The 15749-nt window shown below is 39.1% G+C and carries 18 protein-coding genes and 1 pseudogene; 3 read left to right on the top strand and 16 right to left on the bottom strand.

Going from position 1 to position 15749, the window contains the following annotated elements:
- Positions 1-8: 8 nt before the first annotated feature.
- The 9 genes from KQI85_RS11550 to KQI85_RS16990 form a co-directional block, all read right to left on the bottom strand.
- The gene (locus KQI85_RS11550) at positions 9-1724 is read right to left on the bottom strand and encodes an ABC transporter ATP-binding protein (RefSeq protein WP_216576243.1); all 1716 of its coding nucleotides are present in this window, start codon (positions 1722-1724) and stop codon (positions 9-11) included.
- Positions 1718-3508 carry an ABC transporter ATP-binding protein gene (locus KQI85_RS11555; protein WP_216576244.1) on the bottom strand — a complete coding sequence of 597 codons (1791 nt, stop codon included), beginning with the start codon at positions 3506-3508 and terminating at the stop codon, positions 1718-1720. The genes KQI85_RS11550 and KQI85_RS11555 overlap by 7 nt, the downstream gene beginning before the upstream one ends.
- Positions 3509-3688: 180 nt before the next feature.
- The gene (locus KQI85_RS11560; protein ID WP_216576245.1) at positions 3689-5356 is read right to left on the bottom strand and encodes an ABC transporter substrate-binding protein; all 1668 of its coding nucleotides are present in this window, start codon (positions 5354-5356) and stop codon (positions 3689-3691) included.
- A gap of 53 nt (positions 5357-5409) precedes the next feature.
- Positions 5410-6171, bottom strand: coding sequence for an ABC transporter ATP-binding protein (locus tag KQI85_RS11565; protein ID WP_216576246.1), 762 nt, complete (start codon positions 6169-6171; stop codon positions 5410-5412).
- Positions 6155-6943, bottom strand: coding sequence for an ABC transporter ATP-binding protein (locus KQI85_RS11570; protein ID WP_216576247.1), 789 nt, complete (start codon positions 6941-6943; stop codon positions 6155-6157). Before KQI85_RS11570 ends, KQI85_RS11565 begins: the two co-directional genes overlap by 17 nt.
- Positions 6933-7751, bottom strand: a complete 819-nt coding sequence (locus KQI85_RS11575) for an ABC transporter permease (RefSeq protein WP_216576248.1) — start codon at positions 7749-7751, stop codon at positions 6933-6935. Before KQI85_RS11575 ends, KQI85_RS11570 begins: the two co-directional genes overlap by 11 nt.
- Entirely contained in the window at positions 7748-8701 is a 954-nt protein-coding gene (locus tag KQI85_RS11580; RefSeq protein WP_216576249.1) for an ABC transporter permease, read from the bottom strand. The genes KQI85_RS11575 and KQI85_RS11580 overlap by 4 nt, the downstream gene beginning before the upstream one ends.
- Positions 8702-8874: 173 nt before the next feature.
- Complete coding sequence (locus tag KQI85_RS11585; protein WP_371820610.1) at positions 8875-9840, bottom strand: helix-turn-helix domain-containing protein; 966 nt, start codon at positions 9838-9840, stop codon at positions 8875-8877.
- Between the two features lie 19 nt (positions 9841-9859).
- Entirely contained in the window at positions 9860-10021 is a 162-nt protein-coding gene (locus KQI85_RS16990; RefSeq protein ID WP_371820611.1) for a hypothetical protein, read from the bottom strand.
- A gap of 133 nt (positions 10022-10154) precedes the next feature.
- On the opposite strand from KQI85_RS16990, the gene KQI85_RS11595 reads away from it, so the two are divergent.
- The 3 genes and pseudogenes from KQI85_RS11595 to KQI85_RS16630 form a co-directional block, all read left to right on the top strand.
- The gene (locus KQI85_RS11595; RefSeq protein WP_216576250.1) at positions 10155-10529 is read left to right on the top strand and encodes a hypothetical protein; all 375 of its coding nucleotides are present in this window, start codon (positions 10155-10157) and stop codon (positions 10527-10529) included.
- A 53-nt stretch (positions 10530-10582) separates the two neighbouring features.
- Positions 10583-10828: a transposase gene (locus KQI85_RS11600; RefSeq protein ID WP_216576251.1), complete on the top strand. Its 246-nt coding sequence runs from the start codon at positions 10583-10585 to the stop codon at positions 10826-10828.
- Positions 10829-11272: 444 nt separating this feature from the next.
- Positions 11273-11585: pseudogene (locus KQI85_RS16630) on the top strand (ISNCY family transposase); the annotation flags it as partial.
- A gap of 140 nt (positions 11586-11725) precedes the next feature.
- On the opposite strand, the gene KQI85_RS11605 reads toward KQI85_RS16630, so the two are convergent.
- The 7 genes from KQI85_RS11605 to KQI85_RS11635 all read right to left on the bottom strand — a co-directional run bounded on the left by KQI85_RS11605 (position 11726) and on the right by KQI85_RS11635 (position 15634).
- Entirely contained in the window at positions 11726-11896 is a 171-nt protein-coding gene (locus KQI85_RS11605) for a hypothetical protein (protein WP_216576252.1), read from the bottom strand.
- A 222-nt stretch (positions 11897-12118) separates the two neighbouring features.
- On the bottom strand, positions 12119-12583 hold the full coding sequence (locus tag KQI85_RS11610) for a hypothetical protein (protein ID WP_216576253.1): 465 nt from the start codon (positions 12581-12583) through the stop codon (positions 12119-12121).
- 181 nt (positions 12584-12764) lie between these two features.
- The gene (locus tag KQI85_RS11615; RefSeq protein ID WP_118592505.1) at positions 12765-14006 is read right to left on the bottom strand and encodes a tyrosine-type recombinase/integrase; all 1242 of its coding nucleotides are present in this window, start codon (positions 14004-14006) and stop codon (positions 12765-12767) included.
- A 37-nt stretch (positions 14007-14043) separates the two neighbouring features.
- Positions 14044-14223, bottom strand: a complete 180-nt coding sequence (locus KQI85_RS11620) for a hypothetical protein (RefSeq protein ID WP_227700698.1) — start codon at positions 14221-14223, stop codon at positions 14044-14046.
- A gap of 101 nt (positions 14224-14324) precedes the next feature.
- Positions 14325-14519 (bottom strand): DUF6462 family protein, encoded by a 195-nt coding sequence (locus tag KQI85_RS11625; protein ID WP_006859228.1) that lies wholly within the window; start codon positions 14517-14519, stop codon positions 14325-14327.
- A 442-nt stretch (positions 14520-14961) separates the two neighbouring features.
- Positions 14962-15210: a helix-turn-helix domain-containing protein gene (locus tag KQI85_RS11630; RefSeq protein WP_117831456.1), complete on the bottom strand. Its 249-nt coding sequence runs from the start codon at positions 15208-15210 to the stop codon at positions 14962-14964.
- Positions 15194-15634: a sigma-70 family RNA polymerase sigma factor gene (locus KQI85_RS11635; protein WP_216576254.1), complete on the bottom strand. Its 441-nt coding sequence runs from the start codon at positions 15632-15634 to the stop codon at positions 15194-15196. Before KQI85_RS11635 ends, KQI85_RS11630 begins: the two co-directional genes overlap by 17 nt.
- Between the last annotated feature and the right edge of the window lie 115 nt (positions 15635-15749).

Genomic DNA, 15749 nt, shown 5'->3' on the forward strand with positions numbered 1-15749 from the left:
TATCTCCTTTATTTCTGCTGCAATGCCACAAGATGTGCATACAAGCCATTCGCAGCCATCAACTCAGACGGAGTACCCATTTCACTTACTTTTCCGTCATCCAAGACAACAACCTTATCCGCATTGGCAACTGTCCTCATGCGATGCGCAATCACCATTACGGTTTTATTCTTCAATAATACGGAAAGCGCATCCTGAACCAGTGTTTCACTTTCAACATCCATTGAAGCAGTAGCTTCATCAAGAAGCACCACGGGAGCATTTTTCAGCAACGCACGGGCAATGGAAATGCGCTGCCGTTCTCCTCCTGAAAGTGCGCTTCCATTTTCCCCGATATTTGTCTGATAGCTTTCCGGCAGACGGTTGATAAATTCTTCGCATTGAGCTGCCTTTGCCGCCTGCTTCACTTCTTCATCTGTCGCTCCATTCCTGCCTAAACGTATATTTTCCATTACCGTATCATCAAACAATAAAACGTCCTGAAATACCACCGCAAAATTTTTAAACAAGGTTTCCGGCTCAACGGTTTTTACATCAACGCCACCAAGCGTAATGCTTCCTGAATCCGCGTCCCAAAATCTTGCCGCAAGTTTTGACGCTGTGGATTTTCCGCTTCCGGAAGGGCCAACAAGTGCTGTTACCTCCCCCTGCTTTGCCACAAAAGACACCCCCTTTAACACAGGTTCTTCATTATAAGAAAATTTAACATTCTTAAATTCAATATCATATCCATGATTATTGCATACATCGCTTCCCGTCTGTTCTGTTGTATTTTCAATTTCTTTCATTCTCTTAGCACTAACCTGTGAGGAAAAGAGTTCTGCCATCATCATAAAGCAAGTGGTAAATGGATCGTAAATTCTTCCTGCAAATATCAGGAACAAAATAAACATAGGAACAGCTAACGAACCATCTATAACCAAGACACTGCCAACAAGCAGCACAGCCACCAATCCCAAACGAAGCACAAACTGTGCTACTGTTGTTGCCGCCCCTGGTGCCAGTTCATTTTTAAAAGAACACTGAACAACATAATCCAGTTTCTTCTCCAAACCATTCAAATAATCCTGCTCTTTTGCGCATGATTTTAATTCCTGAATTGTATCCAGATATTCCTGAACCCCATCATATGCTGCTCTCTTTGCATTAAAATTTGCTGTTTCTGCTTTAGTCTGCGCCTTTCTCGCCATGCAAACAATTAAAGCAGCAATAGGAATCGGCAGCACAATACACAAACCCATTCTCCAGTCTATGGCTAATAAACTTACGGCGGTTATGATAAACATGATCATTGTTCCAAAAAACTGCGGAACGGCATTGGAGAAAACACGCTCTAACGCCGTACAGTCTCCCATAATGGTAGAAGTTAAATCTGACAAATCCCTCTGTCCAAAAAAGGAAAGCGGCAGTTTTCTGAGTTTTTCAGCAAGCGTGATTCTCCGTGACGCACTTTCTGAATAAGCTACCGTATAGGTTTTGTTGTACTGTATCCAATGCATAATAAACACAAGGATAAACATGGCGGCTGTCAGCCCGATATACTCCCATGTATTATGTTCCAGTTTTTGTGTGTTCCCTGATATAACATTTAGAATATCAAGAACAATCATCATAAGCAGACCGACAGGAAGCAGTAAACTGATATGACTAACTGCGGTTGCAATAATGCCGCCCCTCAAATCCCTTGCTCCCTTATCGCTTAATGCAAACATTTTCTTTAACATACTTCCACCTCATTTCCTATGTGCCAGTTTGTCGTTTTCATATAATTATTCCACATACGGGCATACTCTTTGTTTAACTGCACCAACTCCTTATGTGTACCCTTCTCTACAATCTCGCCTTGTTTCATTACAAGAATCTGGTCAGCATCCTGCACGGCTGAAAGGCGGTGCGCAATCATAATAACCGTTTTACCAGAAAGCAGCCCTTCAAATGCTTTTTGTATCTGCTGCTCATTTTCCGGATCAGCAAATGCCGTGGCTTCATCAAGGACTATAATTGGAGCATCCTTTAAAATCGCCCTTGCAATCGCAATACGCTGTGTTTCTCCTCCTGATAAGTAAACGCCTTTACTCCCTACCACTGTATCAATCCCACTTGGAAACTTAGCAATAATATCATCACACTGCGCCAGATGAGCCGCCTTCAGGACTTCCTCTCTTGAAGCTGACGGTCTGCCCGCCCTGATATTTTCTAAAAGGCTGTCTTTAAATAATTGGGGATTTTGAAAAACAAATGCCACCTTTTTCATTAAATCAGCGTGGGCAATCTCTCTAATATCCACGTTTCCAATCTTAATCTGTCCACTCTGCACGTCATAAAAACGTGGTATCAAACTAGCTGTTGTGCTTTTTCCTGAACCCGAATGTCCTACCAATGCTGTCGTTGTTCCCGACTTTGCCACAAAACTTAAATTCAAGACTGCCGGATGCTCCGTATTTTCATAGGCAAAGGTCACGCCCTCAAAGACCACATCATTTTTATCTGTTGTTTTTGGATTGTTTGTTTCCGGCTGCGGTGTAGCAGTCAGTATCGTATCAATCCTACGCATAGCTTCCTCTGCCTGCATCTTGTAACTTGTCATATACATGATTTTATTCAGCATAACTGCACAGGCTGGAGAGAAAATCAGATAGAATAAAAAGCTCTGCATAAATCCGATCAGATTATCTGAAACCATAGCAATAATAATTGCCGCCGGAACCAGAACCAGATAATTCGAGTTGATAACAGAATTAAACGCTACCATACCCTTCCTGCATGACATCGTATATGCAAGCGCCTGTTTTCTGTAATCATTGATTGTTGCATTAAATTTTGAAAATGACCTGACTGTCTGACCAAATACCTTTACTACTGATATACCCCTGACGTATTCCACAGCTTCATGATTCATCTTCTCTAACGAATCCTGATACTGCATCATAAATTCCCTGCTCTCCTTGCCCATTAAAGCCCCTTGCAGGAAAAAGCCTATTCCATATAACAATATCAATGGAATGCCTATTCTCAAATCAAAAACAAGCATTAAGATTACGCTTGCAATCATAGTAACCTGTGCGCCTACAAGATCGGGAAGCTGATGTGCAATAAATGTTTCTGTCTGGAAACTATTTTCATCAATAATCTTCCTGAGTTTTCCACTTGGGTTTACATCAAAATATCCCATAGACATCTTTGAAAGTGCCTTTAATGTAGCCATTTTCAGGTTCTTTTCTGTATGAAACGCTACAACATGGGAACACAGCAATGCTATGAAGTAAAGCAGAAGCCCAACCAGTTCCAATACAAGTGCCGCCATGCCCCACTTTACCAGATTGCCTGTGTCTATTGGCTTTCCGGCAAATATGGATACCAAATCTCTTGCGGCAAAATAGACACACAAAAACGGACACATAATAAACAATGCGCTGATCCCCGATAAGAACCGAGATACATTCAGCAATGTACGGTGTTTTCCCATAAATTGAAACAACCGCTTGATTTCATTTGATTTTTGTTTCATTGAAACAGTACCTCCTTAAATTAGTTTTGACTAACTATATTCATTATATAGTCAGATAATTTTTTATCTATGACTTAACAGGTATATCTTTACTCCAATCAGTCCACCGCTTTTTATATGAAAGGAGGTAATGACTTCCTCTGTCATTACCGCCTTTCTTCCCAAGTACAACATTCTTCACTATTTTACTTTTATATTTTGTACTGATGTAAAGCTCGTATCGCCAGAATATTCATAATTTGATACATTGCTGTTATATACAGATAGCTGATGCGTATAATATAATGGCGTTACCAGACACTCATCTGACATTGTAGTTAAAATGGTATTGTAAATTTCCTGTATTTTTTCTTCTTCCGTTGCAGCGTTTAACTCGTCAAGCAATCCGTTTGCTAAATATGCATTTACCTGTGATAAAATAGGATCAGTTGACGTTTTGGGATCAAGGCCTCCCACGACAACCGTCGGGTCATAATATCCGCCCTGTGTTTTAAAAATTGTCACTCCATACTGCCCACCGGAAACCATAGCAAACCAATCCATCATTGCGGCGGAGCTGGGCGTCAGTTCTATGCCGATCTGCTTTAGCTGGTCACATATGTATACCACGGTATCATCGTCTGATGCTGAACCTGTCTGATATACAAATTCTGCTGACAGCTTTACTCCATCCTTTTCACGTATTCCATCGTTGTCTGTATCTACATATCCGGCATCGTCCAATAATTGATTTGCAGTATCCATATTGTATTCATAAATCTTCTGGTCTACATCACAATATGGAATGCTTCTTGAAAAGAAGGTATCGGCTGCTTCATACAATCCCCCAAAAATATTTTGAGTAATTGTTTCTTTATCAACTGCTGTCGCAATCGCCTCCCTAACCACCTGATCTCTAAAAATCGGATCATTCAGGTTATAGCCCATATAATACGTTTGCATGGCATTTCCATCCGCTTTTGCTGAAAATCCATCCGTTGCACTCATTTCTTCAAAGTTTTCTGCTGAAATCTTGGTAATGCCTGTGTAAAAATCAATCTCTCCATTCTTTAATGCCAATAATTTTGCATCATTATCCGGAATGTTCTTTACAGAAAAACTGTCAACATCCGGTTTTTTGCCCCAATAGTTTGTATTGTATTCAAAGTTGAATACCTGCCCATTGTTATCCCCGGAATACATATAGGGGCCTGTACCACAGGTAGCACTCTTAAATGTATCCTTGGCTGTCAAATCCTCATTTAGCTGCTCGCTTGACACAATCCCCCAGGGATTCGCAAGGCACAATTCACGCATTGTACCGTAATACGGCTGCTCTAACTGAAGCTCAACCGTGTATTCATCAACCGCAACCGCATCTTTAATTATAGTAGACAGTTTTCCATAACCACCATTATACTGTCCGAGATTTACCGGAACCGCCAATAATGACTTTGCCACATCCTCCGCTGTCATATCAGAACCGTCCGAAAACTTAATCCCCTGCCGTATCTTAAATGTATAAGTACAGCCGTCCTCGCTCATGCTCCAGCTTTCAGCCAATACGCCAGTCAATTCCCCGTTTGAATCATATTTCACCAATGTGTCATAGAAAGAAGGAAGCCAATATGTCAAATCGTAGCCGCTTGAGGTTACATCTGGTGTGATTACCGTGTAAAAATACTCAAATCCCCAGCTTTCTGCTAAATTGAGATGCACCCGCTCCTGTCCTGTTTCCTGAGTATTGCTTACCTCATTTGTATTGTTTGTTCCGTTTGCCTCACTTGCTCCATTGTCACTGCTGCAGGCTACAATCCCTAAAACCATAACCGCAGACAGCAATCCTGCTGCTAAATGCTTAAATTTCATGATAAATATTCCTTTCTTTTTATTTGTTTTTCTTATTTTGAAATGGACACGGGTTATAACAATCCGCTGGTTCTCAACAAAATTTTGCTATACTCATTAACAAATACTGTTGTGTTACCAGAAAATGCAACCTGTTCCATCAAAACAGACTCTTTCATTACCAGAATCTCATCCGCAATCACCACTGCAAGCTCTATGTCATGCGTAATAAAGATAAGGGTAAACCCCAATCGTTTTTGCAAAGAAACGATTTCCTCTATGATTTTCTTCCTAAGCGGCAAGTCAAACCCATTCGTTGCTTCATCAAAAATCAGGCATTTGGGTTCTGCCGCTAAAGCTCTTGCTATCGCAACTCTTTTCTGTTCCCCACCAGACAACTCTGACGGCATTCTTGCGTAATAGGCTTCCGGGAGGTTACAAAGGCTAAATAATTCCAGACACCTCTTTTTTCGCTCTTGCCACCCCATATGAAAAAAACAGCTCAACGGTTCTTCAACAGACTTTCCCACTGTCATTTTAGGATCAAGAGCCGATGCCGAATTTTGCTGGATTAACTGCACCGTTTTGTAATGCCCTCTCACCGTTCTCCGATTCTTATATATACCATGTCCGTCAACCAGTATATTTCCGCCGGAAGGAAACTGTAATCCGGCAATCATTCTTGCCAGTGTTGTTTTTCCAGAACCGGATTCTCCTACAATCGCATATCTGCCTCCGTCATGGAATGAGATTGAAACCGGAGCCACGGCCACAAAATCCCTATTTCCAAACTTTCCTTTTCTAAATTTGCAGCTTACGTCATTTAGCTCTATCATATGCATCCCTCCTTAGTTCGCAGGCATTTACCAATTCTTTTGTAAATTCATTTTCAGGGCTGTTCATGACCATATCTGTCTGCCCTGTTTCAACAATCTTTCCATGATTCATTATCATCATCCAGTCAGATACAGAAGCCGCTTTCAGATCATGTGTTACAAACAGGACAGACATACCCTGACCACATAATTTTTTCATTTGCTGCATTAACTCCATCCTGTTACAAGCATCAATCGCTGTCGTTGCTTCATCTGCCACTAACAGTTTAGGCTCCTGAATGATAGCTGCTGCTATCATAATCCTCTGTAACATACCGCCTGATAATTCAAAAGGATAATTATTCAAAATTCTTTCTGTATCATCTAAACCTAATCCATTTAAAATCGTTTCATATCTTTTTCTTGTTTCTTTTTTCTCTGCTTTTAGGTGGTGACGCAGATAAGATCTTTCTAACTGTTTTCCAATACGGATAGACGGATTAAAAGCTGTCATTGGGTTTTGCATGATAAAACAGATTTCTTTTCCATAAATTCCACTTAACTGCTTTTTATTTAATTTTCGTAAATCTCTGCCCCCAAAATTTATAGAACCTTCGATTATGTAATTATCAGAAAGCAATCCCATAACCGCCCTGCAAACTGTTGTTTTTCCTGCCCCTGAACCTCCGACCAGTGAAAGCATCTGACCATGACTGATCTCAAAAGAAACATCATTTACAATCATTTCTCCAGAGAACAATGATATTTTCAAATTTCTAACATCAAGTGCCACTTATATCATCCTCCTTCCCAATAGAATTCCTCAGCCCTTCCCCTAACAAATTAAATCCTGCACAGCATACAAGCAGACAAATTCCCGGATAAACAATTAGGTTAGGATTTGAATATAAGCTGTTGCGGGCTTCGTTTAACATTGCGCCCCATTCTGATGTACCCTTTACCAGACCTATACCCAAAAAAGCAAATCCAGAAATAGAAATAATGACTGATGCAATCCCCGTTGTAAAATATACAATAAATTGTGGCAGTACATTTGGTATCAAGTGCATAACAACAATGCGGATATTGGAAGCTCCCGAAATTCTTGCTGCCTCTACATACTCTTTGCCGCACTCTGTTTTTGCATAAGAACGCACCATCCTCAAAAACCATGCTGTCATGGATATGCTGATCGCTACAATAATACAGACTGTCGGATTTTCAAATGAAGTAACCAGAGCCATTGCAATAACTAACAAAGGGAATGCCATCAATATATCACATACCACCCTTGCTATTTCATCTATCATTCCGCCTATATAGCATGAAAAACTTCCTGTGAATAAAGCAATCACCGCTAAAACAATCAATACAGGAATAGAAAGCCCTAATGAATACCTTGCCCCATATAAAAGCCTCGACAATTCACAACGCCCCATCTGGTCACATCCTAACGGATATTCTGCGGAAGGCTCTGCATTTTTCATTGCAAGGTTTGTTGCATTTGGATCATTTGGCGCCAGCATAGGTGCGGCAACTGCAATCAGTATAAAAAAAGCGATCAACATGATTCCAATAATTATCTGCCATTTCCTTCTCATATCCAGTTCCTCCTATACGCAGGACATATTATGCTTGAAAGAATATCAGCAACTGTATTGAAGAACGCAAACAGGACGGCACACACTAAGATTGCTCCTGATATTCCATATATATCCATTCCTTCACAAGATTTCATTAAATAACTTCCTAAACCATCAATCGAAAAAACGCTTTCCACCAGTGATGATGTTCCAAACAACGCCGCACAATATTGAGCAAATAATGTGATTGCCGCAGGCAGGGCATTTCTCAGTACCTCCCCAAATATAATCTGCGTATTGGAAAACCCCCTTGCTTTTGCATATAGCACATAATCGCTTTTTAATTCATTCAGTATAGATGCCCGCAGAACCCTTGTCGCGATACATACAATCGGCACCGCCATCGAAACAGAAGGCAGTATAAGCGATTTCAGGCTTCCGTCCGCAATTACATTGAAAATCGGTATTTTCACAGCAAAGACAGATAACAGAACCAATGCCAGCCAGAAACTCGGCACACATATTCCCACAATACAGAGTATTCTTGCAACATTATCAAAAACGCCATTCTTCCTTATGACAGAGATAGCCGCAATAAGAATTGTCAATATGATAATCCAGGCCATTGCCATAATTATCATCATGCAAGTAACTGGAAGTGCATCCATAATGTTTTGTATTACCGGCTTTCTGTTTGTTATTGCGGTGCCTAAATCACCACTCAGGACACCCTTTATGTACTCGAAATACCTTTCTCCGAACGGGGCATCCAGTCCAAGCTCCACCCTCACTGCCTGTATCTGTTCTTCTGTTGCAAAAAGATTGTTTTTTCGGACAATCATTTCTGCGGGATCTGTTCCTGTGAATAATTGCAGGCAAAAACTTAATGTTACAACACCCCATATCACAAGAACAAAATTCAGGATACGTTTTAATATCCTTCCCACCAAAATCTTAATGTCAGACATAGGTCTAATCGCTCCTTACTTTAGTTAGTTTATGCTAACTTTTGATTCAAAAAAAGGAGCCGCAGTATAGCGACTTCCTTACCAAGACGAACCAACCTTCAGCACGCAAATCATTATATCGAAGTTAGTTCAAACTATCTATAACCTATCAGACAAATTTTACTCCAATCAGGTCACGCATATTTATATCTGTAAGCCTGCGGCGTTATCCCCTTGACAGACTTAAATGCTGCTGAAAATTTACTTTGATTCTCGTAACCTGCCGCATAAGCAATTTCCCCTATATTAAGGTGTGGTTCTGTTTTCAGCATTTCTGCCGCAGCCTCAATCCGTTTCACTTTAATAAATGTTCCAATAGATTTCCCTGCTATGGATTTGAAACACCTTTTCAAGCTGGATTCAGCAATTCCAAATTCTTCCGATAAGTCAGTAATGGTTTTTACATCGAAAGGATTTTCAATGATGTATTGATATACCTTTTGGGTTCTTTGGGATATATCTTCTGAAAAATGCTGCGGTTTCTGCATGGCAGTTCCATCCAGCAAACTCAAAAATAAAAGCAGCTCTATTGTCTTAATCCAAAAATATGGTGACTGTATCCGCTTATCAACAGAATACAATTCTCCAAAAATATGATCTATTTCACGTTTTGATTTTACTAAAAGCAACGTACCATTACTGCATAACATATCTCTGATTTTTACCAGATTGATGTCTGCCTGTTTAAAATTTTCAGATATTGCTTTTTGAGCTTTCTCCATCTCAAATAATACAGTAATGCCTTTATATTTTTTTAACGGGATATTGGAGCCAATAATCGCCTGTTTCCCTTTATACAAACTCCCGACTGATAAATCCCCTTCTCCCAGAAAAGTAACCGTACCATCTGCTGATTCACACTCATAACACCCTTCCAGACAGTGATCTATTTGAAGGAAATCATGTTTCGGAATAATAGGACGGTAGCAGCTCCCCATGTTTAGGTCATTATATGTGATCTGAATGCCAGGAGCAACGTCAAAACAAACCATCTTCCCCTCTCCTGATCCGGTTTCTTCATGAACTACAAATGATGACCTCTCTTTTCCATTATGAAAATAAATATCATGAAAAGATGACCTTTTCAGTATATTCTCCACAGTTACACCTCCAAAACAGTTAAATCTGAGAAATCACTTTTGATTCCCCTTTGCCGTCATCTGTTTCTGTCATTCCATGCGTTGACAGCCACCCCCTTTCATTCGCTGTAACATATCTTCTCATTTCGTATACGGCATTTCTTACCAAGTCTTTCTGAATTGTGTTTCTCTTATTTGTCATCCGTCCTCCTTGTTAGGATTCATTTTTAATTAGGATTATGCATCAATTTCATTATAATGTCAAGAAAGATAGTAATAATTATCATTATTGCATGGACCATTTATGATAATGTCCTAATATACCACAAGGGAAAATGTCCCAATGTAGTATAAAGTATCAAAGAACGGATAAAAACACGAGACAAAAACGTACAGACTATAAACAAAGGAATTATGCTACCCGTAATCTTATAGACACATACTCAGAGAACTTTGCAGATAGTCCGGGATTGCAGCATTGGGCAGATATTGAAAACTTGAAAATAGCCGCCAGTGCCTATGCGGAAGCACAGTCAATCAAAGCATTGGAACAGAAAATTGCTGAAAAGAAATCTCTGTTCAGTGTGGCACGAACAGAACTTGTTACTTTGGAGTATGAAATCAAACCTTATGCAGAACTGCTCAAATATGCAGAGCAGTACGAATCAAATAAGCCTTATCATCTGTGTAGTGGTATAGTAAATTTGTAACACCTTGTTCGAATAATATAGTATAATATTATTCCAATAAGGAGGACGTTACTATGTCAGTACATTACACCGAAGACTTCAAAAAAGAAGTAGTTAAAGCCTATATGGCAGGCGATAAATCAATACAACAACTTGCTAGTGATTTTAATATTGCCAAAAGTTCTGTTAGCAAATGGGTTAGCAAATACAAAGAAGAATGCCTTTATACCACCAATACAACAGTAGAAACTAATCAAGCTAAGGAAATTAGACGATTAAATCAGCTTCTGAATGAAAAGGATAAGGAAATCGCTTTCTAAAAAAAGCAGCGGCATTCTTCGCGAAGGAAATCGATTAGTGGTATATCGATTTATCGACGATAATAAAAATATATTTGGTTTAAGATGGCTATGCAATAAATTAGGAATTAGCCCTAATTGTTACTACAATTACAAAAAAGATGCAAAGCGAAAATATCATAAACGTTTGTCACGTATCTTTGAGCTTATAAAATATGTTTATTACAACAATAATCGTGTTATAGGCTATAGGGCTATGCGCATTTTTATTAAACGTTATGGATATGAAGTAAGTAATACCACTATGCATAAATACATGAATAAGGAATTAAAATTATGTGCTGTAATTATGCATTCCAAGCCGGGTTATAAGGCTGGAAAAAGGAATAAAATTTTTGACAATCTTTTAAACCAGAATTTTAATGTCGACTGCAAAAATAAAGTATGGTGCACTGATTTTACATATATGCGCTAGCCAAAATGAAATGGGAATACAACCGCGAAGACAAGTCAAAGCGACGCGTTTGTCATTGCGATAATCCCTGCACAACCTCTTCCTGTGGCAGAATGATTTATGTTTATCCTGAAAAAAAACTTAGAGCATACCCCGGTGTGGAGCGTGGCTCACAAGAATGGGATGGCACTTACAAAATCCGAGTAAATGTTGAAAAATCAATCAACCACTTTAAAGGCAGTTTTTGTGTCGCTAATCGAAAAACAACGAACGAAAAAACACTTCATGCAGATTTACTTCTTGCTGGTATATCACAGTTATTAACTGTAGTTGTTGCCGACGAAATCCATCAGCGACAATATATCAGAAGTCTAAAGTCTTTCATAGTCTAGGACTTACCAACAAGCTCTTCTGGTTCATAGAATGAACTACCCCTTCAACAAAGAAATTAAACTGAATATTGCTTATTTTCTTACAAGCTTTTTCATCATCCCATATGCGTCACAATATGAACCATCTGTATATTTCATATTATCTTGAAAAGTAGCATACTTTTTGAAAACAAGTTTCTCATATAGCGAAATTGCACTTTCTCTTCCTAGTTTATCATTTATAGTTATTGGTTCTATTGTCATTGTCTTTCCCCCTACAAATTTTGATTGTATTTCTGTTTCTTTAGAAAATGGGCAATCCCGATTGGAATTGCCCATTTATTTTACTAATTATGCGATTTTTCTTGCTTGCACTTAATCTTGCATCAATTAATGTAACTCTGATGTAAATCGCTATTTTTTCAATCTTTTATCAAATGCATTTCGTTCCGTCTATTTGGTAAAACGATACCTCTTCACATCATCTTAATATAATTTTGCACCTGCTGGAATATGTTCATCTACCATAAGAAGGTGAAGTTCTTCATCCTCTGAATCCTTGAGGTTATTAACTGCTGAGAGTAACATACCACAAGATTCGATTCCCATCATCTTACGTGGTGGAAGATTTGTTATAGCGATAAGTGTCTTACCAACAAGTTCTTCTGGTTCATAGAATGAATGAATACCACTTAAGATTGTACGGTCTGTACCTGTTCCATCATCAAGTGTAAACTGTAATAATTTCTTTGACTTTGGAACTGCTACACATTCTTTTACTTTAACTGCTCTAAAGTCTGATTTACTGAATGTCTCAAAATCTACTTCTTCTTCAAATAATGGTTCGATCTTAACATTAGAAAAATCGATTACTTCTTTCACTGGTGCTGCTTCGCTAACTGATGATTTTACAGTCTTTGGAGCTTTTTTGTCTGAGTCAAGTGACTTCATTGTCGGGATTTCACATCAATTTAATTTACTTTAATGCTTTTTCCTTTAATAAAGCCTTTTTCGGTGTTCCAACATTATCATAATAACATATTTATGCTGATTACACCACTCGAATTTGTCGTACTCTTGTCGTATGGCACACATTTTGTCGTACTCTCGTCAGTCCATGCCGGACTCTTTCCTAAAATACATCTAAATTGTGTGCTAAATTTTGAATTGCTTCCTGCTTTTTAGTATCGGTAACTTCCGCATAAATATCCATGGTTGTTTCGATATTTGCGTGTCCCATAATAGACTGAATTACCTTTAAGTTTGTTTCATTTTCGCAAAACCTTGAACAAAAGGTATGTCGCAAATGATGACATGAAAAATGTGGTATTATCACAGGCTCTCTGTGCTGTTTTGCAGCTTTTACCACTTCTTCTGCATTATGTGCTTCATATATACGCTTGATTGCTCTGTTTACAGCTTGCGGATTATGGATATTGCCAAAACGGTTCATAAAGATAAATCCTTTCATCCCATCAATCACTGTTTCATTAAATCCATGTTCCTTCTGGTCATCCAATTCCATCTGGAGTGCATCATAAACCGTATCCATCATCGGAATCGTGCGTATACCAGCTTCTGTCTTTGGAAGAGATACAGCAAATGAACATATCGGATGTTCTTTGAACTCTCTACTGTAATAAACCACGCTATGATTGATACTGATCGTCCTTTTTTCAAAATCAATGTCTTCCCATCGGATACCGATTGCTTCTCCAATTCGACAACCTGTTCCAAGTAGGAACTTAAAAAATGATGCCCAGTGGTAAAATGTAGGACTTTCATCAATATAGCGTATAAAGGCTCTCTGTTGTTCCACTGTCAAAGCGTGTCTCACACCATGATTTTTCCCCGGTTGCTTTTTAATCTGTGCCATTACTCCATCGCTTGGATTAACACGAATGATGTTATCACGCACAGCAAGCTGAAATGTCGGGTGTAAAACAGTATGAATTGTTTCTAGCGTATTTATCTGCATTTCCTTCTCTTTCAACAAATGCTGATAGAACTGCAATACATCAGAATACTTCACAGCGGCAATTTTCTTCTTGCCAAATCCACCTCGTATAAAGCGATCATACATATATTTATAGTTCCGCATTGTTGTTTCCCTCAACTCTGCCTTTGTCGATATATATCTGTCAAAAACAAAATTGATTGTAGATGTTCCGGCTGCATACGCATCCAACCCATCAAGCTGATCTTTCATCAGTTTAACTTCTCTCTCCCGCAATTCCATGATGTCCTTAGAATAGATGCTCCGGCGCTTTCCTTCCGGATCAACATAAGTATATACATACTTACCATCGCAACTGCGTTGAGTTTCGCCTTTTCTTAATACTCTCCCTTTGTTATCCTTTCTTGATTTCGCCATCTCGTCTCCTCTCTCAAGGAAAGAGATTTTGTACTAGCTACTCAGCCGGTTTATCCATTGCATACTGCATATCAATCCCTCTTTGTAGCACCTGTGTTATGGTCATGTCATGTTTGGACGCATATCCTTTCAGTCTTGCAGCTTCTTCCTCCGTCAGTTTTAATCCGATAAGAGTTTTTTTAGGATTATCCGACTTCGGTCTACCTGTTCTAGCCACAATATACACCTCCATCCATTTCATAATCATTATACTTTCTGTTTAACCAAAAGTCAAGTGAATTTTGGTTAAACCAAAATCTTTTTCCTTGTCTGCAAAATTTATTTCACCCGAAATGACTCAAGATATTGGTCAAACACATCAAGGTCTACTAACACCATTCTGTCTATCTTCAGAATTGCTCCCGCATCTTTGGCAAGAGTCTGAAATTTATTCATACCCATGCTGTACATTTCTGCCCCTTCCTTATATCTGACCAGTCTTTTCTTATTTATTGCCTTTGGCATCCTCTGCATTACTCAAATCCTCCTTAAATTTAACACGCATTTTATCTGCCAATGACAACCCACAATTCACTTGCCGACTCTCATAGGCAGATAAAAATGCAATACAGGTGACAGATCATTACTCTGTCCACATCGGTCTTGCACCGTCATTCAAATTGACCGGACTGCAAATTTCCTTACAATCCGGAAGTATCATTATCACGAATATGCTTCATCGCCCTGTGTTACTGCCACACATTTTGTCAGATCTTCTCGCTCCATACCTTTGCTTCAATGTAATGTTTCAACATTTCCTCACATTCACTCCTATCAAAGAGCAGGTACATCTTGGCGAATCTACCTAGTGGCTCCACATATCCTCACGTCCTGTATGCAAAAAATATTCAGTTGTCAAGGTACAGGGTGCATACGCAGCAATCAGCGAATGGAAAGGGACAATGCTAACCGCCTGTTATGCAACTTCAAAAGCCAGTATCTTTGTGATCAGCTTTGTTTCTAATCTGCGACGCAGAGTTTCATCAATGCAGTAGTGTACCTGTCCACTTTCGTCATACAGCTTTCTTGTGGACAATTTGATTATGTACCCTTCATAATGTTTTAACACGGCATTGATTGCACTCACATCGCCCTCTGATGCTGCCTTTATAATATGGAAAGGCAACAAATTTTCTTTGTTTCTGGTTTTAGACATCTTTTTCATCTGCTATTCCTTCCATAACCTTTCTCAAAATTTCCAGTGAGCGTGTTCTGTGTTCATGAATGGTACTGCGAACCAGATTCATTTCTCTTGCAATATCTGCATCGCTCATCTCCATGAAATAGGAAAGTAAAATAACATTCCTTTTTCTTTCCGTAAGTTCTTTTAATGCTTCCGCAATCAAAGTATTTTTTACTTCAATATCGTAGCCATGCACTTCAAAATGATGATTTTCTGTTCCGTACTCATCCATAGTAAATAATTTGCTCAACTCCTTTTCTGACAGTTCAGAGAATGTGACTTCGTGTTTTCTGCGATAGTCCATGTGCTTGTAATAATTGGCAGCTTCACCTTTTAATGCCATCTGGCACAAACGGTCAAACTGATGCCTGACAGTCATTTCATCCTTAGAAGAAGGTTGCCCCATACGAGTTCACCTCCTCCCGTTCCGAATGACAAGGCATTTGCCTTTTTTCCCTTCCGGTGTATCTCCCAAATGAAACCGGGGAGATGTTCGGGTGGATTGAAAAATTTTTATAAAA

The organism is Falcatimonas sp. MSJ-15 (assembly GCF_018918265.1).
In the GTDB taxonomy this organism is placed as follows: Bacteria; Bacillota; Clostridia; order Lachnospirales; family Lachnospiraceae; genus Falcatimonas.

What these genes read in the sequence shown, in the direction of transcription:
- KQI85_RS11595 (WP_216576250.1), top strand. Translation starts at nt 10,155, where the DNA reads ATGTCCCAATGTAGTATAAAGTATCAAAGAACGGATAAAAACACGAGA.
- KQI85_RS11580 (WP_216576249.1), bottom strand. Translation starts at nt 8,701, where the DNA reads ATGTCTGACATTAAGATTTTGGTGGGAAGGATATTAAAACGTATCCTG.
- KQI85_RS11615 (WP_118592505.1), bottom strand. Translation starts at nt 14,006, where the DNA reads ATGGCGAAATCAAGAAAGGATAACAAAGGGAGAGTATTAAGAAAAGGC.
- KQI85_RS11600 (WP_216576251.1), top strand. Translation starts at nt 10,583, where the DNA reads ATGTCAGTACATTACACCGAAGACTTCAAAAAAGAAGTAGTTAAAGCC.
- KQI85_RS16990 (WP_371820611.1), bottom strand. Translation starts at nt 10,021, where the DNA reads ATGACAAATAAGAGAAACACAATTCAGAAAGACTTGGTAAGAAATGCC.
- KQI85_RS11625 (WP_006859228.1), bottom strand. Translation starts at nt 14,519, where the DNA reads ATGCAGAGGATGCCAAAGGCAATAAATAAGAAAAGACTGGTCAGATAT.
- KQI85_RS11610 (WP_216576253.1), bottom strand. Translation starts at nt 12,583, where the DNA reads ATGAAGTCACTTGACTCAGACAAAAAAGCTCCAAAGACTGTAAAATCA.
- KQI85_RS11565 (WP_216576246.1), bottom strand. Translation starts at nt 6,171, where the DNA reads ATGATAGAGCTAAATGACGTAAGCTGCAAATTTAGAAAAGGAAAGTTT.
- KQI85_RS11575 (WP_216576248.1), bottom strand. Translation starts at nt 7,751, where the DNA reads ATGAGAAGGAAATGGCAGATAATTATTGGAATCATGTTGATCGCTTTT.
- KQI85_RS11555 (WP_216576244.1), bottom strand. Translation starts at nt 3,508, where the DNA reads ATGAAACAAAAATCAAATGAAATCAAGCGGTTGTTTCAATTTATGGGA.
- KQI85_RS11605 (WP_216576252.1), bottom strand. Translation starts at nt 11,896, where the DNA reads ATGACAATAGAACCAATAACTATAAATGATAAACTAGGAAGAGAAAGT.
- KQI85_RS11630 (WP_117831456.1), bottom strand. Translation starts at nt 15,210, where the DNA reads ATGAAAAAGATGTCTAAAACCAGAAACAAAGAAAATTTGTTGCCTTTC.
- KQI85_RS11560 (WP_216576245.1), bottom strand. Translation starts at nt 5,356, where the DNA reads ATGAAATTTAAGCATTTAGCAGCAGGATTGCTGTCTGCGGTTATGGTT.
- KQI85_RS11550 (WP_216576243.1), bottom strand. Translation starts at nt 1,724, where the DNA reads ATGTTAAAGAAAATGTTTGCATTAAGCGATAAGGGAGCAAGGGATTTG.
- KQI85_RS11635 (WP_216576254.1), bottom strand. Translation starts at nt 15,634, where the DNA reads ATGGGGCAACCTTCTTCTAAGGATGAAATGACTGTCAGGCATCAGTTT.